The organism is Streptomyces sp. NPDC017979 (assembly GCF_044328175.1).
Lineage (GTDB): Bacteria > Actinomycetota > Actinomycetes > Streptomycetales > Streptomycetaceae > Streptomyces.
The window spans coordinates 70,241-95,550 of sequence record NZ_JBIRGU010000019.1; the positions used below are offsets into that span (position 1 = coordinate 70,241).

The 25,310-nt window shown below is 72.1% G+C and carries 23 protein-coding genes; 10 read left to right on the plus strand and 13 right to left on the minus strand.

Annotated elements, in window-relative coordinates:
• Positions 1-169 precede the first annotated feature (169 nt).
• Both ACH4E8_RS33015 and dacB read right to left on the minus strand, forming a co-directional pair.
• Positions 170-1,297 carry a zinc-dependent metalloprotease gene (locus tag ACH4E8_RS33015; RefSeq protein WP_398455223.1) on the minus strand — a complete coding sequence of 376 codons (1,128 nt, stop codon included), beginning with the start codon at positions 1,295-1,297 and terminating at the stop codon, positions 170-172.
• Positions 1,298-1,631: 334 nt separating this feature from the next.
• Complete coding sequence (dacB, locus tag ACH4E8_RS33020) at positions 1,632-3,047, minus strand: D-alanyl-D-alanine carboxypeptidase/D-alanyl-D-alanine-endopeptidase (RefSeq protein WP_398455224.1); 1,416 nt, start codon at positions 3,045-3,047, stop codon at positions 1,632-1,634.
• Positions 3,048-3,254: 207 nt separating this feature from the next.
• Between dacB and ACH4E8_RS33025 the strand changes: the two genes are divergently transcribed.
• Together ACH4E8_RS33025 and ACH4E8_RS33030 are read left to right on the plus strand one after the other, a co-directional pair.
• A complete protein-coding gene (locus ACH4E8_RS33025; RefSeq protein ID WP_030361059.1) occupies positions 3,255-3,746 on the plus strand; it encodes an inorganic diphosphatase in 492 nt (163 codons plus the stop codon).
• 259 nt (positions 3,747-4,005) lie between these two features.
• Complete coding sequence (locus ACH4E8_RS33030) at positions 4,006-5,811, plus strand: threonine/serine exporter family protein (protein ID WP_398455225.1); 1,806 nt, start codon at positions 4,006-4,008, stop codon at positions 5,809-5,811.
• 121 nt (positions 5,812-5,932) lie between these two features.
• Here the strand turns inward: ACH4E8_RS33030 and ACH4E8_RS33035 are convergent, their stop codons facing one another.
• On the minus strand, positions 5,933-6,706 hold the full coding sequence (locus tag ACH4E8_RS33035; protein WP_398455226.1) for a DedA family protein: 774 nt from the start codon (positions 6,704-6,706) through the stop codon (positions 5,933-5,935).
• Between the two features lie 297 nt (positions 6,707-7,003).
• Here ACH4E8_RS33035 and ACH4E8_RS33040 point away from each other — a divergent pair, with 297 nt between their 5' ends.
• Positions 7,004-8,437, plus strand: coding sequence for a glutamate decarboxylase (locus ACH4E8_RS33040; RefSeq protein WP_398455228.1), 1,434 nt, complete (start codon positions 7,004-7,006; stop codon positions 8,435-8,437).
• 41 nt (positions 8,438-8,478) lie between these two features.
• On the opposite strand, the gene ACH4E8_RS33045 is transcribed toward ACH4E8_RS33040, so the two are convergent.
• The 4 genes from ACH4E8_RS33045 to ACH4E8_RS33060 all read right to left on the minus strand — a co-directional run bounded on the left by ACH4E8_RS33045 (position 8,479) and on the right by ACH4E8_RS33060 (position 12,223).
• Entirely contained in the window at positions 8,479-9,174 is a 696-nt protein-coding gene (locus ACH4E8_RS33045) for an SMI1/KNR4 family protein (protein ID WP_398455229.1), read from the minus strand.
• A gap of 544 nt (positions 9,175-9,718) precedes the next feature.
• Positions 9,719-10,492 carry an ABC transporter permease gene (locus ACH4E8_RS33050; protein WP_398455230.1) on the minus strand — a complete coding sequence of 258 codons (774 nt, stop codon included), beginning with the start codon at positions 10,490-10,492 and terminating at the stop codon, positions 9,719-9,721.
• On the minus strand, positions 10,489-11,427 hold the full coding sequence (locus ACH4E8_RS33055; protein WP_398455231.1) for an ATP-binding cassette domain-containing protein: 939 nt from the start codon (positions 11,425-11,427) through the stop codon (positions 10,489-10,491). Before ACH4E8_RS33055 ends, ACH4E8_RS33050 begins: the two co-directional genes overlap by 4 nt.
• Positions 11,428-11,578: 151 nt before the next feature.
• Positions 11,579-12,223: a PadR family transcriptional regulator gene (locus ACH4E8_RS33060; RefSeq protein WP_398455232.1), complete on the minus strand. Its 645-nt coding sequence runs from the start codon at positions 12,221-12,223 to the stop codon at positions 11,579-11,581.
• Between the two features lie 84 nt (positions 12,224-12,307).
• Here ACH4E8_RS33060 and ACH4E8_RS33065 point away from each other — a divergent pair, with 84 nt between their 5' ends.
• Complete coding sequence (locus tag ACH4E8_RS33065) at positions 12,308-13,033, plus strand: bleomycin resistance protein (RefSeq protein ID WP_398455233.1); 726 nt, start codon at positions 12,308-12,310, stop codon at positions 13,031-13,033.
• A 137-nt stretch (positions 13,034-13,170) separates the two neighbouring features.
• On the opposite strand, the gene ACH4E8_RS33070 is transcribed toward ACH4E8_RS33065, so the two are convergent.
• From ACH4E8_RS33070 to ACH4E8_RS33080, 3 genes are all read right to left on the minus strand, one after another.
• Positions 13,171-13,743, minus strand: a complete 573-nt coding sequence (locus tag ACH4E8_RS33070; protein WP_398455235.1) for a DinB family protein — start codon at positions 13,741-13,743, stop codon at positions 13,171-13,173.
• Positions 13,744-13,910: 167 nt separating this feature from the next.
• Positions 13,911-15,368 carry an aldehyde dehydrogenase family protein gene (locus tag ACH4E8_RS33075; RefSeq protein ID WP_398455236.1) on the minus strand — a complete coding sequence of 486 codons (1,458 nt, stop codon included), beginning with the start codon at positions 15,366-15,368 and terminating at the stop codon, positions 13,911-13,913.
• A gap of 480 nt (positions 15,369-15,848) precedes the next feature.
• Positions 15,849-16,730, minus strand: a complete 882-nt coding sequence (locus ACH4E8_RS33080; RefSeq protein WP_398455237.1) for a helix-turn-helix domain-containing protein — start codon at positions 16,728-16,730, stop codon at positions 15,849-15,851.
• A 360-nt stretch (positions 16,731-17,090) separates the two neighbouring features.
• Here ACH4E8_RS33080 and ACH4E8_RS33085 point away from each other — a divergent pair, with 360 nt between their 5' ends.
• Entirely contained in the window at positions 17,091-17,672 is a 582-nt protein-coding gene (locus tag ACH4E8_RS33085) for an ATP-binding protein (RefSeq protein ID WP_398455238.1), read from the plus strand.
• 132 nt (positions 17,673-17,804) lie between these two features.
• Here the strand turns inward: ACH4E8_RS33085 and ACH4E8_RS33090 are convergent, their stop codons facing one another.
• The gene (locus tag ACH4E8_RS33090) at positions 17,805-18,044 is read right to left on the minus strand and encodes a DUF397 domain-containing protein (protein WP_361529945.1); all 240 of its coding nucleotides are present in this window, start codon (positions 18,042-18,044) and stop codon (positions 17,805-17,807) included.
• 690 nt (positions 18,045-18,734) lie between these two features.
• Between ACH4E8_RS33090 and ACH4E8_RS33095 the strand changes: the two genes are divergently transcribed.
• Both ACH4E8_RS33095 and ACH4E8_RS33100 read left to right on the plus strand, forming a co-directional pair.
• The gene (locus ACH4E8_RS33095) at positions 18,735-19,262 is read left to right on the plus strand and encodes a hypothetical protein (protein WP_398455240.1); all 528 of its coding nucleotides are present in this window, start codon (positions 18,735-18,737) and stop codon (positions 19,260-19,262) included.
• A 111-nt stretch (positions 19,263-19,373) separates the two neighbouring features.
• Complete coding sequence (locus tag ACH4E8_RS33100) at positions 19,374-19,568, plus strand: hypothetical protein (protein WP_398455241.1); 195 nt, start codon at positions 19,374-19,376, stop codon at positions 19,566-19,568.
• A gap of 190 nt (positions 19,569-19,758) precedes the next feature.
• Here ACH4E8_RS33100 and ACH4E8_RS33105 read toward each other — a convergent pair whose 3' ends face one another.
• Entirely contained in the window at positions 19,759-21,807 is a 2,049-nt protein-coding gene (locus ACH4E8_RS33105) for an FUSC family protein (protein WP_398455243.1), read from the minus strand.
• A gap of 226 nt (positions 21,808-22,033) precedes the next feature.
• Between ACH4E8_RS33105 and ACH4E8_RS33110 the strand changes: the two genes are divergently transcribed.
• Positions 22,034-22,627: a helix-turn-helix domain-containing protein gene (locus ACH4E8_RS33110; RefSeq protein ID WP_398455244.1), complete on the plus strand. Its 594-nt coding sequence runs from the start codon at positions 22,034-22,036 to the stop codon at positions 22,625-22,627.
• Positions 22,624-23,976, plus strand: a complete 1,353-nt coding sequence (locus ACH4E8_RS33115) for an MFS transporter (protein WP_398455245.1) — start codon at positions 22,624-22,626, stop codon at positions 23,974-23,976. The genes ACH4E8_RS33110 and ACH4E8_RS33115 overlap by 4 nt, the downstream gene beginning before the upstream one ends.
• 434 nt (positions 23,977-24,410) lie before the next feature.
• On the opposite strand, the gene ACH4E8_RS33120 is transcribed toward ACH4E8_RS33115, so the two are convergent.
• Positions 24,411-24,659, minus strand: coding sequence for a DUF4287 domain-containing protein (locus ACH4E8_RS33120; protein WP_398455246.1), 249 nt, complete (start codon positions 24,657-24,659; stop codon positions 24,411-24,413).
• A gap of 94 nt (positions 24,660-24,753) precedes the next feature.
• On the opposite strand from ACH4E8_RS33120, the gene ACH4E8_RS33125 reads away from it, so the two are divergent.
• Positions 24,754-25,209, plus strand: coding sequence for a GNAT family N-acetyltransferase (locus ACH4E8_RS33125; RefSeq protein WP_398455247.1), 456 nt, complete (start codon positions 24,754-24,756; stop codon positions 25,207-25,209).
• Positions 25,210-25,310 lie beyond the last annotated feature (101 nt).

The window sequence follows — 25,310 nt, forward strand, 5'->3', positions numbered from 1 at the left end:
GGCGTCGTCACTCAGAGTGCGTCGATGGTGACAGAAGCCGGCCGTTCCCCGAGCATTGCACGCCTATCCCGACGCCTACGGTCCCTCGGACGGGTGATGCTGTGCCCTCCAGGGGGGCGCCTCCCGCCCCCCTGTACGGCGTACGCCCCCCGCGGCGTGCCGTGTGCGCTCACGGTTCCGCCCGGCGGTGCACCCGCGCCACCCAGTCCGCCGGTTTGGCGATCTCCGCCTTGGTGGGGAGGGTGTTCGGGGACGTCCAGACGCGGTTGAAGCCGTCCATGCCGACCTCCTCGACGACGGCGCGCACGAACCGCTCGCCGTCCCGGTACTGCCGCAGCTTGGCGTCGAGGCCCAGCAGCTTGCGCAGCGCCAGGTCCAGTCTGCTCGCGCCGCGGGCCCGGCGCTGCTGGAACTTCTCCCGGATCTCGGCGACCGACGGCACGACGGCGGGGCCGACGCCGTCCATGACGAAGTCCGCGTGGCCCTCCAGGAGGGACATCACCGCGGTGAGCCGGCCCAGGATCTCGCGCTGCGCGGGCGTCTGCACCAGCTCGACGAGGGAGTTTCCGCTCTCGTTCGCCTCGCCCTCGGGGCGGGCCCCGGACAGCGACTGGGCGGCCTCGCGCAGCCGCTCCAGCACGGTCATCGGGTCGACCTCGGTCTGGTCGAGGAACGACTGGATCTCGCCCTCCAGGTGGTCCCGGAGCCAGGGCACGCCGGTGAACTGGGTGCGGTGGGTCTCCTCGTGGAGGCTGACCCAGAGGCGGAAGTCGTGCGGGGCGACGTCCAGCTCCCGCTCGACGTGGACGATGTTGGGCGCGACGAGCAGCAGGCGTCCGCCGCCGTTGCCGGCGGGCAGGTCGCGGGTGGGCGGGGCGAAGGTCTCGTACTGGCCGAGCACGCGCGAGGCGAGGAACGAGAGCAGCATGCCCAGCTCGACGCCGGTCACCTTGCCGCCGACGGCGCCGAGGACGGCGCCGGTGGGGCCGCCGGGGCGGCGGTCCTGCATCTTCTCCAACAGCGGCTTGAGCAGTTGGCGGAAGCCGGCGACGTTCGCCCTGATCCAGCCGGCGCGGTCCACGACGAGGACGGGGGTGTCCTCGGGTTCGTGCCCGTCGGGGATCATCCGGGTGAAGCCCCGGACGTGCTCCTCCGACGCCTTGGCGTGCCGCCGCAGCTCGGCGACGACCGCGCGGGCCTCGTCCTTGCTCACGTCGGGGCCGGGCCGCACGAAGCGGGTCGCGGTCGCGACGGCGAGGTTCCAGTCGACCATCTCGGCTCCACCGATGCTCGTCATGCGTCAACGGTACGTGGTCCCCCGCGGAGGGGGTGCGCGCTGGGGACGCACTCGCCGTGCCGGCGCGGGAGCGTTTGGTCTCCACCGGCCGGTGGGTGGTTGTTCGCGCAGTTCCCCGCGCCCCTGGGTTGCCCGCAGTCGCCGGCTCGCGCAGGGGAAGCAGCGCGGGTGCGGGCCTTTGGGACGCTGGGAGAGGAACTGCACGAACAACCACCCACGGTCCGCAGACGAAGCGGGGGTTCCAGGGGCGCGGGGAACTGCGCGAGCAACCCTCCACCGGCCGGTGGAGACCAAAACGCTCCCGCGGGGGTACGGCGGGTGGTCGCAGCCGCAGCTACGTCGTCAAGGACGTCGCCAGGGCGTCCAGGGCGCGTTGCGCGTCCGCGGGGGACGCGGTGTCCGATGCCAGGAAGGCGAAAGCCAGGACGCGGCCGGTGGGGGTGACCGCCGTGCCCGAGAGGGCGTTCACGCCGGTCAGCGTGCCCGTCTTCGCGCGGACGAGGCCCGTCGCGGGGGACGCCGCCTCCCGGTAGCGGGACTCCAGCGTGCCGGTGAAGCCGGCGACCGGGAGGCCGGTGAGGACCGGGCGCAGGCCGGGGTGGGAGGGCTCCGCGGCGCGCGCGAGGAGGGACGTGAGCAGGCGCGCGGTGACCCGGCCCGCACGGTCCAGCCCGCTGCCGTCCGCGAAGTGCGCCCCGGCCAACGGGACCTTCAGCACGGTGAGTTGCTTCTGCACCGCCCGCCCCGCGCCCGCGAAGCTCGCCTCCTCGCCCAGGGCGACCGCGGTGTGCCGGGCCAGCGACTCCGCGATGTCGTTGTCGCTGTTGGTCAGCATGCGCTCGACGACGGCGGACAGCGGCGCGGACAGCACCGTGGAGAGCGCCTTCGCGCCGGCGGGCGGGCTCCCGTGCGCCGGCGCGCCCTCGACCCGTACGCCCCTGTCCCGCAGCAGCGCGGCGAACGCGCCCGCCGCCTCGCCCGCGGGGTCCGCGACGCGTTCGGCGGACCCGGTGGACGCGGGGTCGACCCGGCCCTGGTCGACCATGAGCGGAGTGACCTTGGCGAGGTTGCCGTTCACACCGATGGGGTGGAGGTCGGGGCCGCGGTAGCGGGAGGTGTCGTAGCCCAGGCGCACCGAGGTGACCTTGCGGGAGCGCAGGTCGGACGCGGTGCGGTCGGCGAGGGTGCCCAGTCGGGCGCGGTCGAGGGTGGCGTCCCCGCCGCCGACGAGGGTGAGGGTGCGGGCGTCCTTCGACGCGACGACGGTGGTGGGGACGCGGTGGTACGGGCCGAGCGCGGAGAGCGCCGCCGCCGCGGTGGCGATCTTGACGGTGGAGGCGGGGGGAACTGCCCGGGTCGCCTCCGCGCCGTACAGCTCCCGCCCGGTGGCGACGTCCACCACGGACGCGGCGCGCACCTTGCCGAGGCCGGGGGCGCGCAGCAGCGGGTCGAGTCCGCGGGCGAGGGTGTCGGTCGCGCCGCCGCCGACCTCGCCACGGCCGGCCGCGTCGTCCGGCGCCGTACCCAGCGCGGAGAGCACTGCGGGGGCGCTCGGCGCCGGTGCGGGCCCCTCGTCGACGCCGCCGCGCCGGGTGCCGTCGGGGCCCCGGGCGGCCTCCGCAGCCCAGGTTCGCTCAGCGGTGCGCTGGCCGGAGTCCCACGGGCCGGCCGCGCTGACGGCGCCGCCCGCGAGGGCCAGACCCAGGACGGCGGCACCCGCCGTGAGCTGCCAGGTTCCGAGTCGTCGCACCCGGCACCAGCCCCTTTCGCGATCACACACGTGCGTGAGGGACACTTAATCACCAGAACTGCGTCTTGCCGCGAGCATGGCACCCCGATCGGTGGCGATTGCCCACCGTCCGGGGTCCGGAGGTATGAGTACCCCCGGATGGGCACAGTTGGGCACAGCATCACCCTGACGTACCTGCCAAATGTGTTGATCTTGGAGGAGCCACCCGTGGAGTTCGACGTCACCATCGAGATCCCGAAGGGTTCGCGGAACAAGTACGAGGTGGACCACGAGACGGGTCGGATCCGTCTGGACCGTCGACTCTTCACCTCGACCAGCTACCCGGCCGACTACGGCTTCGTCGAGAACACCCTGGGCGAGGACGGCGACCCGCTGGACGCCCTGGTCATCCTGGACGAGCCGACCTTCCCCGGCTGCCTGATCAAGTGCCGCGCCATCGGCATGTTCCGGATGACGGACGAGGCGGGCGGCGACGACAAGCTGCTCTGCGTCCCGGCCTCGGACCCGCGCGTCGAGCACCTCCGCGACATCCACCACGTCTCGGAGTTCGACCGCCTGGAGATCCAGCACTTCTTCGAGGTCTACAAGGACCTGGAGCCCGGGAAGTCCGTCGAGGGCGCCGACTGGGTCGGCCGCACCGACGCGGAGGCCGAGATCGAGGCGTCCTACAAGCGCTTCGAGGCGCACGGCGGCCACTGAGCCTTTACGCCGTTCTGCGGGCGGGGCACCCACGGGGTGCCCCGCCCGCAGTGCGTTCCCGGCCGGTTCCTCCTGCCGGAGGTGTTCCGCGGGCGCCGGCGGGGCAGGCGCGAGCACGAACCGGCGGGCAGGCGCGAGCACGAAGTCGTACGGGCGAGCGCGAGCACGAAGTCGTACGGGTGCGCGTCGCCGCACATACTGATCGAGTCACCGATCTGATGGGACACCGACAACAAGACGGCAGGGGAGCGAGCAGGAGATGGTGGCGGAGGAGCCAGGAGCGGACTCCGAGGGGTCCGTACCGCAGCACGAGCCACGGGACGGGTCCCGGGACGAGCCGCGACCGCAGGGCGAACCGCAGGACGCGAAGCCCCGCTCCGACGAGGCGCGCGGCGGGTACCCGACGCGCTCCCCCGCCCCGCGCCCCGACGTCCCCGCGGACGAGCACCCCTCCTCCGAGTTCGCCGTCCCCGACGGCGTCGCACCGCCCGAGGCCGTCGACGAGGACCAGTCGACGTCGGAGTTCGCCGTCCCCGACGGCGTCGCCGAGCCGGCCCAGCCGGAGAGCGAGGGCTCCGCCTTCGCCCGGCCGTCGACGTACCGCTTCCGCGATTCGCCCACCGCCTTCACGCCCGCCGAGGGCCTGCCGCAGATCAAGCTGACCAAGGACGCGCCCTGGCAGGACCGGATGCGCACCATGCTGCGCATGCCGGTCGGCGAGCGGCCCGTGCCGGAGGTGGTGCAGCGGCACGACGACACCGGCCCGGCCGTGCCGCGCGTGCTGGACCTGACCCTCCGGATCGGCGAGCTGCTGCTCGCCGGCGGCGAGGGCGCCGAGGACGTCGAGGCGGCGATGTTCGCGATCTCCCGCTCGTACGGCCTGGACCGCTGCGAGCCGACGGTCACCTTCACGCTGCTGTCCATCACGTACCAGCCGTCCCTGGTGGACGACCCGGTGACGGCGAACCGGACCGTACGCCGCCGGGGCACCGACTACACCCGACTGGCCGCGGTCTTCCGGCTGGTCCACGACATCAGCTCGCCGGAGACCGAGATCACGCTGGAGGAGGCGTACCGCAGGCTCGCGGAGATCCGCCGCAACCGGCACCCCTTCCCCACCTGGGCGCTGACCGTCGCCGGCGGGCTGCTCGCCGGCTCCGCGTCCGTACTGGTCGGCGGCGACTACCTGGTGTTCCTGGCGGCGGCGATCGGGGCGATGGCGGGCGACCGGCTGGCGTGGCTGTGCGCCGGGCGCGGGCTGCCGGAGTTCTACCAGTTCGTGGCGGCGGCGATGCCGCCCGCGGCCATGGGCGTGGCGCTGTCGCTCTCCCCGCTGGACGTCCGCGCCTCCGCGGTCATCACCGGTGGGCTGTTCGCGCTGATCCCCGGGCGGGCGCTGGTCGCCGGCGTGCAGGACGGCCTCACCGGCTTCTACATCACCGCGGCGGCCCGGCTGCTGGAAGTGGGCTATCTGGTCGTCGGGATCGTCACCGGCGTGCTCAGCGTGCTCTACCTGGGGATCGCGCTGGGCGCCGCGCTGACGCCGGAGACCGCGCTGCACACCGTGGAGCGGCCCGAGGTGCAGCTACTGGCGGCGATGGGGCTCTCGCTCTGCTTCGCCGTGCTGCTCCAGCAGGACCGGGAAACGGTGCTGCTGGTCACCTTGAACGGCGGCATCGGCTGGTCGGTGTACGGGGCGCTGGCGCTCACCGCGAACGTCCCGGCGGTCGCGGCGACCGCGGTGGCGGCGGGTCTGGTGGGCCTGTTCGGGCAGATGCTGGCGCGGGCGCAGCACGCGTCGGCGCTGCCGTACATCACGGCCGCGATCGGCCCGCTGCTGCCCGGTAGCGCCACGTACTTCGCGCTGCTGTCGATCTCCCGGGGCGAGCTGAACGCCGGTCTCGCCTCGCTGTCGAAGGCGGCGGCGCTGGCGCTGGCGATCGCGATCGGGGTGAACCTGGGGAGCGAGCTGTCCCGGCTGTTCCTGCGGGTGCCGCCGGTGGTGGGCGGGCTGCCGGGGCCGGCGCTGCGCCGCAAGGCGGCGAAGCGCACCCGCGGCTTCTGACGCACCCGGGCGAACCGGAGAGCGCAGGAGCCGCGCCCCACCCGGGACGCGGCTCCTGGCGCGTACGTCACGCCCGTACGTCACACACGAACGCCACAGACGTACGTCACATCCGCACGGCTCAGCGCTTGGCGTGCCGCCCGCGCGGGTCCTGCCCTTCGGCCGCGGGCCCGGCGTCGAACTGCGCAGGCGCCGCTCCCCCGCCCTGGAGCCCTTCGCCCTGGAGCGCCGCGCCAGGCCCGTCGCCGCCGCCCGGCCGGCCCTGCTGCTTCTTCGCCTGCGAACGGGCCCGCAGCAGCTCGATCACGATCGGCAGCACCGAGATCAGCACGATCAGGATCAGGATCGCCTCGATGTTCTCGTGGACGAACTCCACGTTCCCGAGGGCCGCGCCCAGCAGGGTGACGCCCGCGCCCCACAGCACGCCGCCGACGATGTTGTACGTGATGAACGAGCGGTAGTTCATCCGGCTGACCCCGGCGATGATCGGGGTGAACGTCCGCACGATGGGCACGAAGCGCGCCAGCACCAGCGACTTGGGCCCGTACTTCTCGAAGAAGACGTGCGCCTTCTCCACGTTCTCCTGCTTGAAGAACCGCGAGTCCGGCTTCTTGAACAGCGCGGGACCGACCTTGCGCCCGAAGAGGTAGCCGACCTGGTCGCCCGCGATCGCCGCAACGACGATCAGCGCGCACACCGCCCACAGGGGCAGGGTGTCCAGCTTGCCGCTGGTCACCAGCAGGCCGGTGGTGAAGAGCAGCGAGTCACCCGGCAGGAAGAAGCCGATGAGCAGGCCGGACTCGGCGAAGACGATGACCAGGACGCCGATCAGGCCGAAGGTGCCGATCAGATGGTCCGGGTCGAGCCAGCTCGGTCCGAGCGCAAGGGTAGTCACGAGGTCCGGGCTCCTGTGAGAGGTGGGAACGGACGGAGGCGAACGGCCCGCGGTCGAAGGGGCGGTGCGCTCGACCGGCCGTCTCCCAAAGCTATCAACGCATCGGCGCGGTGCCCGGTTCTTGCGGCCACCGCCGGGCGCGCTGTGACGGCACTGGTACGAAGCCGGCCGCCCCCGTGCGCCGCTCCGCGTGCGCCGCGCTCGCGTTGCGGGGCGCCCCGGCCCGTACGAGCCTGGGCACACGGCGCCAGGCCCGGCCTCCGGCCCCGGCACGGACGCGGAAGGCGGCGACGGCGGATGCCACTCCACAAGGGCGAGGCCCCCGAGGGCCACGACGACCGGCACGCCCGCGAGGTGCGCAGGCTGGCCATGAACCCGTTCTACGGGGAGGCCGACCCGGTCAGCGGAATGCAGGAGGCGCCGCCGACCCACCGGCTGCCGGACGGGCCGCTGCCGCCGATGACCGCGTACCAACTCGTCCACGACGAACTGCTGCTCGACGGCAACTCCCGGCTGAACCTCGCCACCTTCGTCACCACCTGGATGGAGCCCCAGGCGGGCGTCCTGATGGGCGAGTGCCGCGACAAGAACGTGATCGACAAGGACGAGTACCCCCGCACGGCCGAGTTGGAGCGGCGCTGCGTGGCGATGCTCGCGGACCTGTGGCACGCGCCGGACCCGGCCGCCGCGGTGGGCTGTTCGACCACCGGGTCCAGCGAGGCGTGCATGCTGGCCGGCATGGCGCTCAAGCGCCGCTGGGCCAAGCGGAACGCCGACCGCTATCCGTCCACCGCCCGCCCCAACCTCGTCATGGGCATCAACGTGCAGGTCTGCTGGGACAAGTTCTGCAACTTCTGGGAAGTGGAACCGCGGCTGGTGCCCATGGAGGGCGACCGCTTCCACCTCGATCCGCAGGCCGCTGCCGACCTGTGCGACGAGAACACCATCGGGGTCGTCGCCGTGCTCGGCTCCACCTTCGACGGGTCGTACGAGCCGGTCGCCGAGGTGTGCGCGGCGCTGGACGCGCTCCAGGAACGCACCGGGCTGGACGTCCCGGTGCACGTCGACGGCGCGTCGGGCGCGATGGTCGCGCCGTTCCTGGACGAGGACCTGGTGTGGGACTTCCGGCTGCCCCGCGTCGCGTCGATCAACACCTCGGGGCACAAGTACGGGCTGGTGTACCCGGGCGTCGGGTGGGCGCTGTGGCGCACGACCGACGCGCTGCCGGAGGAGCTGGTCTTCCGGGTGAACTACCTGGGCGGCGACATGCCGACGTTCGCGCTGAACTTCTCCCGGCCGGGGGCCCAGGTCGTCGCGCAGTACTACACCTTCCTGCGGCTGGGCCGGGAGGGCTACCGGGCGGTGCAGCAGTCGGCGCGGGACATCGCGAAGGGGCTGGCACGGAGGTTCGGGGAGTACGACGACTTCCGGCTGTTGACGCACGGGAACGAGCTTCCGGTGTTCGCGGTGACGACGGCGCCCGGGGTGCGCGCGTTCGACGTCTTCGACGTGTCGCGGCGGCTGCGGGAGCAGGGCTGGCTGGTGCCCGCGTACACCTTCCCGAAGAACCGCGAGGACCTGGCCGTGCTGCGGCTGGTGTGCCGCAACGGCTTCTCGGCGGACCTGGCGGAGCTGCTGACGGAGGACCTGGACCGGCTGCTGCCGGAGCTACGGCGCCAGTCCGGCCCGCTGACGAGCGACGCGGCGAAGGCGACGGCGTTCCACCACTGAGCGACGGGGTTCTGAGTACGGGGGCGGGTCAGGGGTACGGGTCAGGGCGCCCGGCGCTCGTCCCGGCCGTCCCGGTCGTCCCGGCCGTCCCGGTCGTCCCGGTCGTCCCGGTCGTCCCGGTCGTCCCGGTCGTCCCGGTCGTCGGGGCCGTCGGGGCCGTCGGGGCCGTCGCCGTTGCCCGTGCCGTCGTGTGCCGCCACCAGTTCCTTCAACCACCGCTCGAACCCGACGGGTCCGCCGTCCCGCTCCAGCGGGAGGAGCGCGCCGCCGATCCCCCGGGCGTCGAGCCACATCGTGCCCCGTGCCGCGCCGGTGACCACCAGCAGCGTCGCCAGTCCGTAGCCCTCGTCCCTGAGCACCACGGCGCCGGTGCTCGGACTGCGCTCGGCCGCCCCGGCCCCGGGGTGCGGGAAGTCGACGCCCAGCAGCCCGTACGCGGTCTTGTCGGCGTCGTCCCAGCGCCAGCGGCCGTCGGTGCGCTCCAGCGCGTTGACCGGGCCCGGCGGGAGGGGGTGGAGCAGGTACGCGCGGTATTCGGCGGGGAAGGTGACGCCGTGCTCCTGCTCGGCCGCCCGCACTTCCTCCTCGGTGAGCCGGCGTTGGGGCTTGCGGGCGCGCCGCTTGCGGGGCTCGTCCTTCTCGTCGCCCTCGAACAGGTCCAGCCAATCGATGAGTTCGACCGCCCCGCGCCCGACCCACCCCGCGGCCCGTACGACCGCTCCCACCAGCTCTTCCATCGCCTCGGCTCCCCGTATCCCCCGACCACGCGGATCCCTCGGTCGGGGGATCCGAACGGTTCCAGCGTATCCAGGGGCCGGGCCGTGTCCGCAAAGCCCCGCGCGCTCCCCTGTGCGCGGGGACGGAGCCGCCGTAGCTCTGCGGGCGCATTGGTCGGTGCGGCCCGGGGGTGGGCTGTTCGTGCAGTTCCGCCCCCTGTGCCCAGGGGGCGTGGGGGCACCCCCACCTATGCCCGGAGGGCATGGGGGACTCCAGCGCTCCTCATTGCCTCGCCTTGCGGGCGTAGGCACGGCCCTGAGCCCGCACGCCCGCAGGGCGTGGGGTTTTCAGGGGCGCGGGGATACTGCGCGAACAGCCCACCACCGGGCTGGTGGAGACCGACGCTCCCGCAGAGCTACGGCGCAGATGTCCAGGGGCGCGAGTAACTGCGCGAGAACCGCCCACGGTCCGCAGAGACCAACGCTCTCGCAGGGAAACGGCGCCTCCGTCCACCCGCACAGCGACGCGCGCGGGACCTTCCGGACACGGCCCCGCGCCGGCCGGCTACCGGCTGAGACCGCGGAACCGGCCGACGGCCAGCGGGAAGAAGGCCGCCAGCAGCACCAGCGGCCAGAGGACCGCGAGCAGCACCGCGTGGTCCGCGGGCCAGGAGCCGCCCACGGGCAGCCCGCCCAGGTCCCGTACGGCGTTCGCCGTCGCGGAGAGCGGGTTCCACTCGACGACCGCGCCGAGCCAGCCGGGCATCGAGTCGGGCGAGGCGAACGCGGTGGACAGGAAGCTGACGGGCCAGACGAGGATCTGGACCGCCTGGATCAGCTCCGGGCGCCCGGCCACCATCGCCAGGTGGATGCCGATCCACAGCATCGCGAAGCGCATCAGCAGGAGCAGCCCGAAGCCGGCGACGAACGCGGGCGCGCCGCCGTCCCAACTCCAGCCGAGCGCGAACCCGATGCCGGTCAGGAGCAGCAGTGACACCGTCGACTCCAGCATGTCGGCGAGGCTGCGGCCGACCAGGACCGCGGAGTCCGCCATCGGGAGCGAGCGGAACCGGTCGATGACGCCCTTGTTGAGGTCCTGCGTCACGCTCGTCATCGTCGATTCCAGCCCGAAGGCGACCGTCAGGGCGAGGATCCCGGGCATCAGATACGTCAGGTAGTCCCCCTGGACGCCCCGTCCGCCGCCCATGAGGTAGGCGAAGACGAAGAGCATCATGACCGGGAAGGCGACGGCGATCACGACCTGCCACGGCATCCGGGCCCAGCGGGCGAGTTCGCGCCTGGTCATGGTCCAGGAGTCGGTCAGGAACATCGACGTCATGCGGTGGCCTCCTTGGTGAGGTGCAGGAACACCTCGTCGAGGGTGGGGCGGCGGACGGTGACGTCCTCGGCGTCGAGCGACGCCCCTTGCAGGGCCCGTACGACGTCGGTGAGCGCGGCCATCCGGTCGTGGACGGGCGCGCTCAGCAGCCGGCGGTCCTCGTCGAGGGTCAGGTCGGCGCCGAAGGGCAGCAGGGCCGCGAGGGCGGTCAGGTCGGCGGCGTCGCGCAGGACGACGTCGATGCGGTCGCCGCCGAGCTCGGCCTTGAGTTCGTCGGCGGTGCCCTCGGCGATCACGCGGCCGGCGTCGACGACGCTGATCCGGTCGGCGAGTTGATCGGCCTCCTCCAGGTACTGGGTGGTCAGCAGGACGGTCGTACCGCCGCCGACCAGGGAACGGACCGCTTCCCACACCTCGGCGCGGCCGCGCGGGTCGAGCCCGGTGGTGGGCTCGTCCAGGAACAGCACGTCCGGGTCGGTGATCAGGGACGCGGCCAGGTCGAGCCGGCGGCGCATGCCGCCGCTGTACTTCTTGACCGGTCGGGAGCCGGTGTCGGCGAGGCCGAACCGCGCCAGCAGCTCGTCCGCGCGCGCTCCGGCCCGGCGCGCGCCGAGGTGGTGGAGGCGGCCGAACATCTCCAGGTTCTGCCGGCCGCCCAACTCTTCGTCCAGCGCGGCATATTGGCCGAGCAGGCCGATCTTGCGACGTACGGCGTCGACTTCGCGCCGCACGTCGTGGCCCGCGACGCGCACGATGCCCGCGTCGTGCCGCAACAGGGTGCCCATGATGCGGACGGCGGTGGTCTTGCCGGCGCCGTTGGGGCCGAGGACGGCGTGGACGGTGCCGCGGGCGACCGCGAGGTCCAGGCCGTCGAGCGCCTGCTTGTCCCCGTACCGCTTGCGCACTCCCTCGACGGTGATCACGTCGTCAGTCATTGGTCCGTCCTTCCTTCCGGCAGGCCGCGGGGGCCACACCAGGGCCAGTAGTCAAACTTGACCAGCGGCGCACACCGTAGCCACCCAGAAAGGGTCTAGTCAAACTTGAATAGAAGGCTTCCCGGGGCAGCCGATCGACGCAGGGGCCCCGCTACTCGTCGTCGCCGGCGTGCGGCACGCCCGTCGCGTAGGGGTTCTCGTCGTCGTCACCGAGCACGCCGACGAAGGGCTCGCCCTCACCCTTGAAGCTGTACGCGCCGGCCTCGATGCGCTCGATCAAGCCGAGGGTCCACTCCTTGCCGAAGTCGGCGGAGGCCAGCCAGAAGTTCATGATCTCGCCGATGTGCCCGAACTGGCCTGGCCCCTGGGCGGGGTCGTAGTACTCCACCACCGAGGACCGCCAGCCCTCCATCGCCTCGATGCGCTTGCGCAACAGAGCCACGGCCTCGGCGCGGTCCAGATCGACGATGAAGCCCAGGGCCGCGGTGAGGGACTCCTGCTTCTGGTCCCCCCAGTCGACCAGCGCCTCGCGCAGCAGCCGGAAGAACTCGGCGGCGCCCTCGTCGGTGACCTCGTACTCCGTACGGGGCGGGCCGCCGGCCGTCGACGGCGCGACCTCGTGGGCGATCAGCAGCCCCTGCTTCGCCATCTGCTTGAGCGCGTGATAGATCGACCCGGGCTTGGCGTTGGACCACTCGTGGGCGCCCCAGTACTCCAGGTCGTTGCGGACTTGATAGCCGTGGGCGCGCCCGTGCTGACGCACCGCCCCGAGAACCAGCAAGCGGATCGCTGACATGACCGGACACCTCTCCCCGAGCCCCCTACCTCAAGAGACTCTTCAACTTTGACTAATCTATTCAATTTTGACTAGGGTCAGTCTATGGCCGAGAAGACGATTCCGCTGCTCCCGTGTCAGTCGACGCTCCTCCCCACGGTGGTCGAGTTCTACACCGCCCTCGGATTCACCACGACCTTCCGCCAGGACAAGCCGTACGCGTACGCCGTCGTGGAGCGCGGCGACGTCGAGCTCCAGTTCTACGGACTCAAGGAGTACGATCCGGCGTCCTCGTACTCCGGCTGCTACGTCCTCACGGACGACGTGGACGCGCTGCACACCGCCTTCCGGGCCGGGCTGAAGGCGGCGTACGGCAGGATCCCGAGCCGGGGACTGCCCCGCATCGGGCCGCTGAAGGACATGAGCTACGGCGTGCGCCAGTTCCTGGTCACCGACCCGACCGGGAACTCGCTGCGCATCGGACAGCAGATCAGCGAGGACCAGCACCACTCCCCCACACCCAAGGAGCGGTACGCGCGGGCGCTGCACCAGGCGGAGCTGTACGCGGACTCCAAGGAGGACCTGCCGGGCGCCGCGCGGATCATCGACCGGGCCTTGGAGCGGGCCGACGGCGAAGGGGGCACGGAGGCCGGACCCACCCCGGTGCAGCTGCTGCGGCTGCTGGTGCTGCGGGGCGACGTCGCGCAGCGGCAGGGCGAGGCGGGGCTGGCGGAGGAACTGCTGGCGCGGGCGGCGGGGGTCCCGCTGACCGACGAGGAGCGGGCGGGCGCGCAGGACGTGCTGACGAGGCTCGCCGAGCTGACGGAGTAGCGGCGGACGGGGGCGGACCGGGCGCCTGCGGGTGCGGGCGCCCGTGTGCGCGATGCCTGCGAGTGCCTTCGGGTGCGTACGAACAGTGGGGCGGACGGGTCTCCCCCCGTCCGCCCCACTGTTCGCACGACACGGCCTTACGCCGCCGCGGAACCCTCCGCGCGCCCCGCGCCCTCCTCGTGCTCCAGCGCCACCAGGTCGAAGGCGACCTTCCCGTCCAGCGACTCCCGGATGACGTCGGCGTGGCCGGCGTGCCGCCCCAGCTCCTCGATCAGGTGCAGCAGGAACCACCGCATGGAGACCCTGCCCTCCTTGGGGAACCAGGGCTCGTCGGGCAACGGGAAGGTGTCGTCCAGGCTCGGCACCGACGCGATGAACTCCGCGGTCTCCGCGGCGACCCCGTCCCAGAAGGCGAGCACGCCGGGCACGGTCTCGTCCCCGACCAGCCGGAAGCTGTCGCGCCACGTGTCGTGGGTGGGCCGGTGCTCGTCCCCGCGCTGCTGGGCGAGGCGCAGCCAGCCCACTTCGGCGCCGGCGGCGTGCTTCACCAACCCGGACAGGGACAACTCGCTCGCACTCGGCCGACTCGCGGCCTGCTCCTCGCTCAGCCCGATGACCGAACGCCGCAACGCACCGCGCTGCGCCTCCACAAAGCCGAGGAGCGCACCGCGCTCGTCTCCGTGGGCTTCCGCGGGAACGTGGGTGACCATGGTGTCCGCCTTCCGAACGTGACAGATGAGCAGTCGCGTCAAGGACGAGGCTTTCGCCCCCGCTGCGACTCCGCAAACGCTACGAATCGGTTAGGCCAGTTCCTGACCTAATGGACGCCTGGACACGCTCCAGTGACACGTCCCGCGGTTCACGCGGACCCCTCGGGTCAGAAGGGGAACCGCGACCGGCCGTGCTGCACCGAGATCCACTTCTGCGTGGTGAACGCCTCGATCATCGACTCGCCGTTCAGACGACCGCTGCCGGAGTGCTTCTCCCCTCCGAACGGCACGATCGGCTCGTCGTGCACGGTGGAGTCATTGATGTGGATCATGCCGGTGTTGATCCGCTTCGCCAGGGCGACCCCGCGCTCGATGTCCGCGGTGTGCACCGCACCGCTCAGCCCGTACGGAGTGTCGTTGGCGATCCGCACCGCGTCGTCGTCCCCGTCGAACGGCACGATCAACGCCACCGGCCCGAAGATCTCCTGCCCGAGCACCGGGGAGTCCGTCGCGATGCCCGTGAGCACGGACGGCTCGACGAGGTTGCCCTCCGAGCCGCCGTGCAGCAGCGCCGTCGCGCCGGCCGCGAGCGTCTGGTCCACCAGCGAGGTGACGGCGTCGGCCTGGCGGGAGTTGATCAGGGGGCCGATGTGGGTGGTGGGGTCGGCCGGGTCGCCCACCTTCAGCGTCCGCACCTTGGCCACGAACTTCTCCGTGAACTCCTGCTCGACGCTACGCGAGACCAGCACCCGGTTCGCCGCCATGCACACCTGGCCCTGGTGGACGAAGCGGCTGAAGACGGCTGCGTCGACGGCGTAGTCCACGTCGGCGTCGTCCAGCACGATCAGCGCGCTGTTGCCGCCCAGTTCCAGGATCGCGCGCTTGAAGTTGGCCGCGCAGACGGTCGCGACGTGCTGCCCGACCTTGTCGGAGCCGGTGAAGGAGATCGCCTTCGGCACCGGGTGCTCGATCAGCGCGTCGCCGATCTCCGCGATGTCGGTGATGACCACGTTCAGCAGCCCGGGCGGCAGGCCCGCGTCCTCGAAGACCTTGCCGACCAGCGAGCCGCCGCAGATCGGGGTGTTCTGGTGGGGCTTGAGGACGACCGCGTTGCCGAGCGCCAGCGACGGCGCGACGGACTTGATCGAGAGGAGGAAGGGGAAGTTGAACGGGCTGATGACCCCGACCACGCCCACCGGCAGCCGGTAGACCCGGTTCTCCTTGCCGTCGACCGGCGAGGGGAGGATCCGGCCCTCCGGCCGCAGCGCGAGCTGGATCGCCTCGCGCAGGAACTCCTTCGCCAGGTGCAGCTCGAAGCCGGCCTTGATGTGGGTGCCGCCCAGCTCGGCGATGATCGCCTCGGTGATCTCCGCCTCGCGCTCCTCGATGATGCGCAGCGCGTTCTCGAAGACCGCCCGACGGGCGTACGGATTGCTCTCGCCCCATGCCACCTGCGCACGCTCGGCAGCGCGATACGCCTGGTCCACCTCGGCCGCCGTGGCGACCGGGATCGACGCGAGCTTCTCCCCGTTGAACGGATTGAAGTCGATGATGTCCCAGGAGCCGCTCCCGGGCCTCCACTCGCCGTCGATGTACTGGTGGGCCAGCTCGGTGAACAAGGACATGGTGATCCGATTCCTTATCCCTCAGATACCTCGGAAGCGCATGACTGGTGCGGTGCTGATGTGACGTCACTATACGGGCGGTTTAATCAAGTTGGAGTAGACCACGGCGATAAAAACTGCGGTGGACCAGACCTGTCCGCGATGCGACGGACGGCGTTCCGCCCCCTACGCCCGGAGGGCGCGGGGGGACCCCCAGCGCTCCGGGGCGGAAGGTGCAGCTCAGGACGGAGCGGGGGCGGTGACCCGGCGGAAGGGGGGTGGCGACCCGCGGAGTGACGCGGGGCTCGGTTGCCGGGAGCGCGGCCGACGACGAGGGGCGGCCGATGGGCGGTCAGTGGGTGGTCGGGGGCGAGGGCACCCGCCGACGGTCCGGTGAGCCGTACGACCGGCTCGGTTTGATCGGGCTACGGGATCAGCGGATCACGGAATCAGAGGATCAGTGGATCAGGGGGCAGAGGTTCGGAGTTCGGGTTTCCGGGGTCAGGTGAGCTGGAGCAGCCCGCGCAGCACGTCCCGGCTCTCCGCCGAGTCCGGGCTGTCCTCCTGGAGTCGGTGCAGCGCCCGCTCGTACTGGGCCACCTCTTCGCGCTTGTCCAAGTACAGCGCGCTGGTGAGCTGCTCCAGGTAGACGATGTCGGAGACGTCCGACTCGGGGAACCGCAGCATGGTGAAGGCGCCGCTCTCGCCGGAGTGCCCGCCGAAGCTGAAGGGCATCACCTGGAGCGTGACGTTCGGCATCTCCGAGATCTCGATGAGGTGCTTCAACTGCCCCTGCATCACGGACCGATCGCCGTACGGCCGGCGCAGTGCCGCTTCGTCGAGGACCGCGTGCAGATGCGGTGCGCGCTCGGAGACGAGCACCTTCTGCCGCTCCAGACGCAGGGCGACCCTTCGGTCGACGTCGTCCTTGGGGGCGTCCGGGGTGCCGCGGGTGACGACGGCGTGGGCGTACGACTCGGTCTGGAGCAGGCCGTGGACGAACTGGACCTCGTAGATGCGGATGAGCGAGGCCGCGGCCTCCAGTCCCACATATGTCTGAAACCAGCCGGGCAGCACGTCGCCGTACCGCTGCCACCAGCCCGCCACGTTGGCCTCCTTGACCAGGGCGAGCAGCGCTTCGCGCTCGGTCTCGTCGGCCACCCCGTAGAGCGTCAGCAGGTCCTCGACGTCCCTCGCCTTGAAACTCACACGTCCCAACTCCATGCGGCTGATCTTCGATTCTGATGCGCGGATCGAATAGCCGGCCGCCTCACGGGTGATGCCGCGCGATTCGCGCAGTCTCCGTAGCTGCGAACCCAACAGGATGCGCCGCACCACGGACCCGCCACCCGGGCCCTGCGCCCACGACTCGCCAGCGGTCACGACTCCGCCCCTCCCCTTCCATCGGTCTCTGTCTGTCGCCCAACGTGTCCGTCCGCACGTGTCGGCCCTCCGGTTCTTCAGTACAGCGTGGAGCATGCCCTAACCCCAAGTGCGGGATTCTGCCACCAAAACACTCCACCCTGTACTCGTTCGGTTACGGAAATGGAAAGCACTTGGGAAGCCGATGGACCAGATGAGAGGAAGATATCGGCAGGAAACCTGATGAAAGCTGACACGGCAGGCGCGTGCACGTGCATCTGCCCTTGCATCTGCCGTAAGCATTGGGAACCATGGTCCCGCGTACAGCGTGCCCGTTCGTGTTGAAGCGTCACAGCTGCGATTCCCGGGGGAGTGCCTCGCATGGGGACGAATGGATCGACCATGCTCAAGCCCTTAAGGCAGGGGCTTCCCCCCATTGATTCCGCACGGGCCGTCAGCTCGGCGTCCTGCTCGCTGCCCGGCCGCCACGAAGCGGTGCGCGCGGCACGGCAGTTCGCCAGCGCGACCCTGCGGGACTGGGAGTTGCAGGAGCGCTACGACGACGTGACCCTGGTCGTCTCCGAACTCGTCACCAACGCGCTGCGGCACGCCCTGCCGGACGAGCCCGCACCCGACACGTACGAGACGTACGACTCGCCCGTGCGGCTGCACTTGATGCGCTGGCCGGGCCGGTTGGTGGTCGCGGTGCGCGACCCCGGCCCCGGGATCCCGGGGGCGCGCTTCGACGTCGACTCCGGTGCCCACTCCCGCGCCGAGGCGTTCGACTTCGACGCGGACGGCGTGACGCCGCAGGGCCTCGCGCTGCTACCGGAAGCGTGCGACACGGCCGAGTCCGGCCGGGGACTGTTCCTCGTCGACTCGTTCAGTGACGCCTGGGGATGGCATCCGCTCGCCGGAGCGCTGCACGGCAAGGTCGTGTGGGCGCTTTTCAGGCTGGCTTGAGCGGTTGCGGCCGGCGGCGCGAGCCGACCGACCGAAGCGGGCCCGCCCCCTGGGGAGCGGGCCCGCTTCCATGTTCGGGCCGGCCGTGCGCCGCTTCGTAGCGGTGCCGCTGCAAGCGGCATGACGCCCGCGTCAGTCCGCCATCAGGTGGTCGAACTCCCCGTCCTTCACGCCCAGGATCATCGCTTCGATCTCGGCGGGCGTGTAGATGAGCGCGGGCCCCTCCGGGTGGCGCGAGTTGCGCACCGCCACGCCACCACCGGGCAGCTTGGCGAACTCCACGCAGGAGCCCTGGGAGTTGCTGTGCCTGCTCTTCTGCCAGACGACCCCGGGAAGCTCCGTGGCCGCCATGCCGTTGTACGCGTGGTGCACGTGTAGCTCCCGAGGTACAAGGTGCATGTGTCAACTGTCGGGGATCATAGCTGTGTTTCGCGTGCGGATGCGCGAGCATCCGCACGCGCAGATGCACGTGCACGCGGGGTGTTGCCTCGGTTACGCATTGAACGGTCCCGCTCGACGCCCGAGGCGCCGCCGGGTTGAACCCCCGTGCACTGGATGAGACGCGGAGCGAGCCCCGCAGGCTCCAGTTTCCACGTAATTGCAAGTGATGAGCAGGACGACGCGCGACGAGAGGCGACGGAGTGCGGCCATTCCGCCAACACCCGTCACGACAGCCCATGCCCGTCTCCTCCGTCGCACCCGAAAGCGCTTGTGCATCCACACGGGCCGACCAAGGGGTGTCCCGTGGGTGCCGAACGAACCGATGCGGTTCGATGCGGTCCGGTGCGATCTGAGTACGGCGACGGATGTCGGATCCGACACACGGGCAGCAGACTTCTGAAACCCCATCAGCAACGGTGTCGTTGAGCCGGAAACGCTTTGGGGATCGTCGACGAGGGGGTGGACGCACGCATGGCGCAAGCGGTGTGAGAGCCTGCGCAGCATCATGGAGCGCGTCGGGCGGGACCAACTGGCCACCGACGAAGCCGTCAAAGCGGAGATCGACCGGGTCCGGGGCGCATACGCCGACGTCGACCCCGTCTCCTGCGTCCCCTCGACCCGGTGACGGGCGTGGACTTCGCGACGCTGAAGGCGCTGAAGCCTTCCGACTACGAGAACGCGGCCGACGGATACCGGTCCGTCGCCGACATGGCGCGGGCGGCCGAGGACCAGATCGAGGGCACGGTCGTCGCGGGCATGCGCAAGTCCCTCCAGGGCGAAGCCGCGGAGACCGCCCGCGGGGAGTTGCGGAAACGGGGGAAGAACTTCCTCTACACCCAGACCGAGTGCGGTCTGATCAGCACCGCCCTGAACGGCTTCGCCTTCGACCTGGCCGCCGCCAAACGGAAGTTGGACGACGCGCTTGCCGACGCCGGGACGCAGAAGCTGACGGTGAACGCCGACGGCTCGGTGACGTATCCGCCGGGCCCGGAGAAGGTGGACGGCGCCGTCCCGCCGGCGGGGACGGCCACGGGCCGCAGCACGCCCCTGGCCGGTTCGCTCGGCCGCCAGGCGGCGGCGCAGCAGCCCGATCCGTACGCGATCGCCGCCCAGGACATCGCCGACCGGATCGCCACCGCGCTGGCGTAGGCGACCGCCGCCGACGAGAAGTGGGCGCCGGAGCTACGGACCCTGAAGGCGGACGACGACCTCACCGTCTCGGCCCGCGACCGGACGGACACCACCGCGGACGCCGCCGGCGTGCGGCAGGCGGCCGACCCGTACCTCGACACCATCAAGGGCCCGCCGAAGGACGGCTCCCCCGAGGACAACGCCCAGTGGTGGAAGGGCCTCACGGACGAGCAGCAGGACGCCTACCTCAGCATGAACCCGGCGAGCGTCGGCGCGCTGAACGGCCTGCCCGCGGACGTGCGCGACGAGGCGACCGGATGGTGAGGACGACAGCCGGGCGCGCTCGCCCCAGATCATCGCCGACTCGACGGACGGCAAGGTCTCCACGGACGTCCGGCTGCGGCTCCTTCCCCCGGGGCAGCGATACGAGAGCGCCGTCGAGGTGTCCTTCGCCACCAAGTGCTTCCGGACCGCCGAAGGGGAAGGGGCGGGCTGAGCCCCGTCGGCCGCTCCCCTATCTCTTCGCCTCCGCCGCGAGCGTCGCGGTGAGTTCCTCCAGGGCCCGGCCGATCTGGGCCGTTGCCGTGTCCAGCAGGTCGTAGCCCTGGTCGGGCTGCTGGGACAGGGCCTCTTTCACGCCGTCCCAGCGCGGCACCCGCCGCTCCCGCACCGCGCGGGCCGCGCGTTCGGCGTCGTGGCGCAGGGCCTTCGCCAGGGTCGCGGCGGCGGGGACGGGGGCGTCTTCGTGGGCCGGGAGGTGGGCCTCCAGGAGCATGGCGCCGCGGCCCAGTTGGGAGAGGGCTTCGCCGGCGGCCTCGGCGGCGGCGCGGGAGAGGCCGCGGCTGCGGACGGGTTCGTTGGCGGCGCGTTGCAGGGCGTCCTGCCAGGCCACCCGGGCGTCCCGGGCGGCCAGCAGGGCCTGTCGGATGTCTTGTTTCGCCGCGTCCGTCTCGGCGGGGCGGGCGTAGTGGTCGACGACCGCGGCGGCGTAGCGGCAGTCCGCCTTCAGCCAGTCGGCGAGGCGGTTGCGCAGCCGCGGCGTCTCCCAGGCCGGGTAGACGGCGTACGACAGCATCGCGAGCAGCCCGCCGATGAGGGTGAGGACGATGCGTTCGGGCACCGTCTGGCCGGCCTCCTCGCCGCCCATGTGCAGCAGGAAGACGACGTACGCGGAGATGCCGACGTTGGCCGCCGCGTAGCCGGTGCGCAGCACGAGGTAGGTGGCGAAGCCGCAGGCCACGGCGAGGGCGGCGGACTGGTAGGGGCCCGGGTCCGCCGCCTCGGCGACGGCGGTGGCGAGGCCGACGCCGACGAGCGTGCCGCCGAAGCGGGCGACGGAGCGGGCGTACGTCTGGGAGAAGTCGGGGCGCATCACCATCACCGCGGTCATCGGCGCCCAGTAGCCGTGGCCGAGCGGGAGCGCCGCGCCGGCGAGGTAGCTGGCGACCACGACCGTCGCGGAGCGTTCGGCGTGCCGCAGCACCGGTGAGCCGCGGCGCAGTTCGGCGCGGACGGTGCGCAGGGCGGACGGCAGCAGCCGCAGCAGCGAGGGGCGGGCCCGGTGTCCGTCGGTCGGGCCTTCGCCGCGGGCGGTCTCCGTGACGTCGGCGAGGAGTGCGGAGAGGCGGACCGCGGCGCGGCGCGGCGGGCCGGCGAGCACCGCGCCGGTGTCGGGGGTGCGGAGCGCGGCGAGCGCGGGGGCGGGCAGGCGTACGGGTTCGCCGTGCCGTACGGCGTGGGCTGCGGCGTCCAGGACGACGGCTGCGGCGGCGAGCAGTTCGCGTACCCGGGCGCGTTCGGGACCCTCTTCCGGGACGCCGACGCAGGGGTCGGCGAGCGAGGCGAGCACGGGTCGGATGCGTTCGGCGATGCCGCGCGTGCCGTGCAGTTCGGCCGGGCGGCGGCGGGCCTGGCGCGGGCTGACCGCGGCGGCGCTGCGGGCCAGCATCAGCGGCGCCGGGTCGAAGGGGGCGGTGGGGTCGTGGCGCAGTCGGCGCGCGTAGTCGGCCTCCGCGGCGAGGGCGTCGGCGAGCGCGTCGCGCTGCGCGCCCCAGGGGCGTACGGGGAAGAGCAGGATCAGCGCGGCCTGGACGAGGCCGCCGGCGGCGATCACCGCGGCGTGGCCGGCCGCGGCGGCGACGGAGGTCGGCAGGGTGATCGTCACCAGCATGATCGCGACGTTGGAGGAGGCGATGATGCCGACGGTGGGCCCGAGGGCCCAGCAGAGCCCGGCGCCGAAGGTCCACAGCGCGATCAGTGCGGCGAAGAGCGCGGGGTGGCTGGCGGTGAGGTAGCCGACGAAGGTGGAGACGGCGAGGCTGCCGCCGGACGCGAGCGCGAGCACCGGCCGCGGCCGCCAGGAGCGTTGGAAGGTCGCGATCACGGCCTGGAAGGCGCCGAAGGCGGAGCTGACGGCGGCGAGTGGCCCGAAGAGCGCGAGGGTCCCGATGACGACGATCGCGAGACCGGCCGCGCCTCGCAGTGCGACGAGCGGTTCGAGCCCCTGTCGTTCGACGGTGAGTCCCAAGCGCGCGGTCTCCTTCAGCGCGCGAAGCCAGGTCATGGAGGGAGGCTATATCGGGGCATACGGCACGGGTCGCCCATCACGGCGACGGCGATGGTGTCGCCCCGGGCGCGCGGACGGGTCGGCCGGCGAGCCCGCCAACAGACCCCCACACAGGCCACGGACGGACCCGTGGGCACACCCGTGGGCAGTGGCCGTGACGGTTTGCGACCAACCTCAAAATAAGTCTTTGACAGTGATGGGTTCCGGGCGCAGACTGCCCGGCATGTCAGGTGCCGATCAACATCCGCCCCTCAGCGGACTGCGCGCCCTCGCGCACCCCCTGCGACTGCGGCTGCTCTCCCTGCTCACCGGCGCGCCGATGAGCAGCGCGGAGGCGGCCCGGGAACTCGGGGAGTCCCAGGCGAACGTCAGTTACCACATCCGCCAGTTGCACGCCGTCGGACTGCTGGACCTGGTCGAGGAGACGTCCGTACGGGGCGGCAGGGCCAAACGCTACCGGCATATGCCCGACAGTGGCGAGCGGCTGCCCGTCGGATCCGGCGCGGACCAGCGCGCCGTCGCGTCCGTGCTCGCCGACGAGTTGGTCCGGCGCAGCCGCGAGCGGCTGCCCGGCGCGGCCGGCGACTTCACCGACGCCGAGCTGACGCTGGCGCCCGAGGCGTGGCAACGGGTGAAGGCGCTCGCGGCGGAGTTGGGCCGGGTGATGCACGAGGAGGCGCTCGCACCGGGCACGGCGGGGGCGGTCCGGGTCAGCGCGACGGTGATGCTGTTCCCGATGGTGGGACGGGGCGAGGAGCGCAAGTCGCCCGGGCCCGACCCGGACGGCGCGACGGCGCACCGCGGTGCCGCCCGGTGAACGGCACCCCCGCGCCCGCCCCCACGACGTCGCTGTTCGCACCGCTGCGGCACCGGCCCTTCCGCTGGCTCGCCACCGGCCGCACCCTCACCCAGCTCGCGAACGCCATGGCCCCGATCATCCTGGCCTTCGCCGTGCTCGACCTGACCGGCTCCGCGGTCAGCCTGGGGCTGGTCGTCGGCGCCCGCTCCATCGCCACCGTCGTCCTCGTCCTCTTCGGCGGGCTGCTCGCCGACCGGCTGCCGCGCCCGCTGATCCTCCAGGGCACCAGCGCCGGCGCCGCGCTCTCCCAGGCCGCCGTCGCCGCGGTCCTGCTGCTGGGCTCGCCCTCCGTGCCGCTGCTCGTCGTGCTCAGCGTGGTCAACGGCGCGATGTCCGCGATGTCGATGCCCGCGACGGCGGCGCTCGTGCCGCTCGTCGCGCCGAAGGACATGCTGCGCAGCGCGAACGCGGTGACCCGCATGGGGGTCAACCTCGGCATGATCGTGGGCGCTTCCCTCGGCGGGCTGCTCGCCTCGCTGCTCAGCGCCGGCTGGGGCATGGCGGTGAACGCGGCCGTCTTCGTCTGCGCCGGCCTCGCGTACCACTGCATACGGATCCCCCGCGCCCCGAAGGACGACTCCGCGCCGGCGCCGGCGCGGTCCCGTCCGCTGGCCGAACTGGTCGAAGGATGGCGCGAGTTCACCTCCCGCACCTGGGTGTGGGCGATCGTCGCGCAGTTCTTCGTGGTGAACGCGGTCGCCTCCGGCGGCATCCACGTCCTCGGCCCGACGATCGCCGACGACACCTTCGGCCGCACCGCGTGGGGCCTGGTGCTCGCCGGGCAGATGGTGGGCGCCTTCGTCGGCGGCTTCGTCGTGGCCCGGTCGCGCTCGCGCCACATGCTGCGGATCGGCGTCGCCGTGATCGCCCTCGACGTGCTGCCGCTGATCGCCCTGGCGGAGGCGGCGCCGGTCGCGCTGCTCGTCGTCGCGATGTTCGTGAACGGCATGGCGATCGAGCAGTTCAGCGTCGCCTGGGACCTCTCCCTCCAGGAGAACGTCCCGCCCGACCGGCTGGCCCGCGTCTACTCGTACGACATCCTCGGCTCGCTCCTCGCCCTCCCCCTGGGCGAGATGGCCGCGGGTCCGCTCGCCGAGCGGTACGGGATGCGCGCGACGCTGCTGGGCGGTGCGCTGCTGAGTCTGGCGGCGACGGCGGCGGCGCTGTGCAGCCGCGACGTCCGCACCCTGACGGTCCGCCCACCGCAGGTGGTGGCGCAGGGCACGCCTTCGCCGTCGCCCGCGCCTCCGGCGACGGAGCCGGCTGCGGGGCCGGCGAAGCCGACCGCCGAACCCGAGCGTCCGTGATCACGCGCGGCACGCCGGGGACCACCGGCCCGGTGGCCGCCGCGCAGGTCCGCGCGCCGCTCCCGGCGATTGCGGAGCCGCGCGCGCAGTCGGCGCCGACGGTCGGACGGCCGGTTCAGGAGAGCACACAGGTCGGGTCCGGAAGTCCCGCGCAGGTCCCTGTGCGTCTGGACGCATCCGCCGCTTCCCTGCGGGAGCGTTGGTCTCCACGGCCCGGTGGTGGGGGAAGCGAATCGGGGCGCTGGGGGCTCCCCCACACCTCTGGCCGTAGGTGGGGGTGCCCCCGTGCCCGCAGGGCACAGGGGGAGGAACTGCGCGACAAGCCCACCACCGGGCAGCAGAGACCAACACGCCCGCAGGAATACGGCGGGCACGCCGACCAGGGCCGGTGCCCTTCCCGCTCGTTGCGAAGGCGCCGCGCCCCCGCGCGGGGGCTACTTGTCGCGGGGCTCCTTCAACGCGTACGCGACCAGCGCGTTCGCGTGGCCGTGGCCCAGGTCGTGGTCGGCCTTCAGCCAGGCGACGAGTTCCATGTGCTTCGTCAGGGAGGACGCGCGGATGAGTTCCAGCCACTCCTCGACCGGGCGTCCGTACTTCTTCTCGATCGCCGGGAAGTAGCTCGCGGGGCCCTTGGCCCCCGCCGTGGAACCGCCCGTGGACCCACCCGTGGTGTTCGTGCTCATGAGACTCCCTCTCCGTCATCGCCGCGTGATCAGCGAATATGACACGAGTCACCCTCCGAACTCATCGGTGTCCCGGAATGCCACACTGTGCAACATGTCACATGATCATGACACCGCTGGCCCGGTGCTCAGCGTGGGCGACCAGGACGCCGAGTTGGACCAGTGCCTGTCCGACGGGCTCGACGCGGTGAACTTCCCGGCGACCGGGACGACGGCCGCCGACCAGACGAGCCTGTCGGTGAAGGTGCTGGACGCGGCCGGCGGGGTCGTCGCCGGGCTGACCGGCTGGACGTGGGGCGGGCTGTTCGGCATCGACAAGGTGTGGGTGCGCGAGGACAGCCGCCGCGACGGCTGGGGCGGCAAGCTGCTGCTCGCCGCCGAGGAGGAGGCGCGCCGGCGCGGCTGCGACCGGGCGTGCGTGTCGTCGTTCACCTTCCAGGCGCCCGGGTTCTACCAGCGGCACGGCTACGTCGAGACGGGCCGGACGCTCGGGTTCCCCGGCGGCGCGGAGGACGTCCACATGTACAAGTCGCTCGTCCCGTCCGCGTGATACGAGCATCACCGTGTCACCCCGGGCCGCCCCGGGGATGACCACCTCTCCGACCACTTCCGGGGAGGCCCGTTGCGACGCAGCAGCAGGAGCAGGAGAAG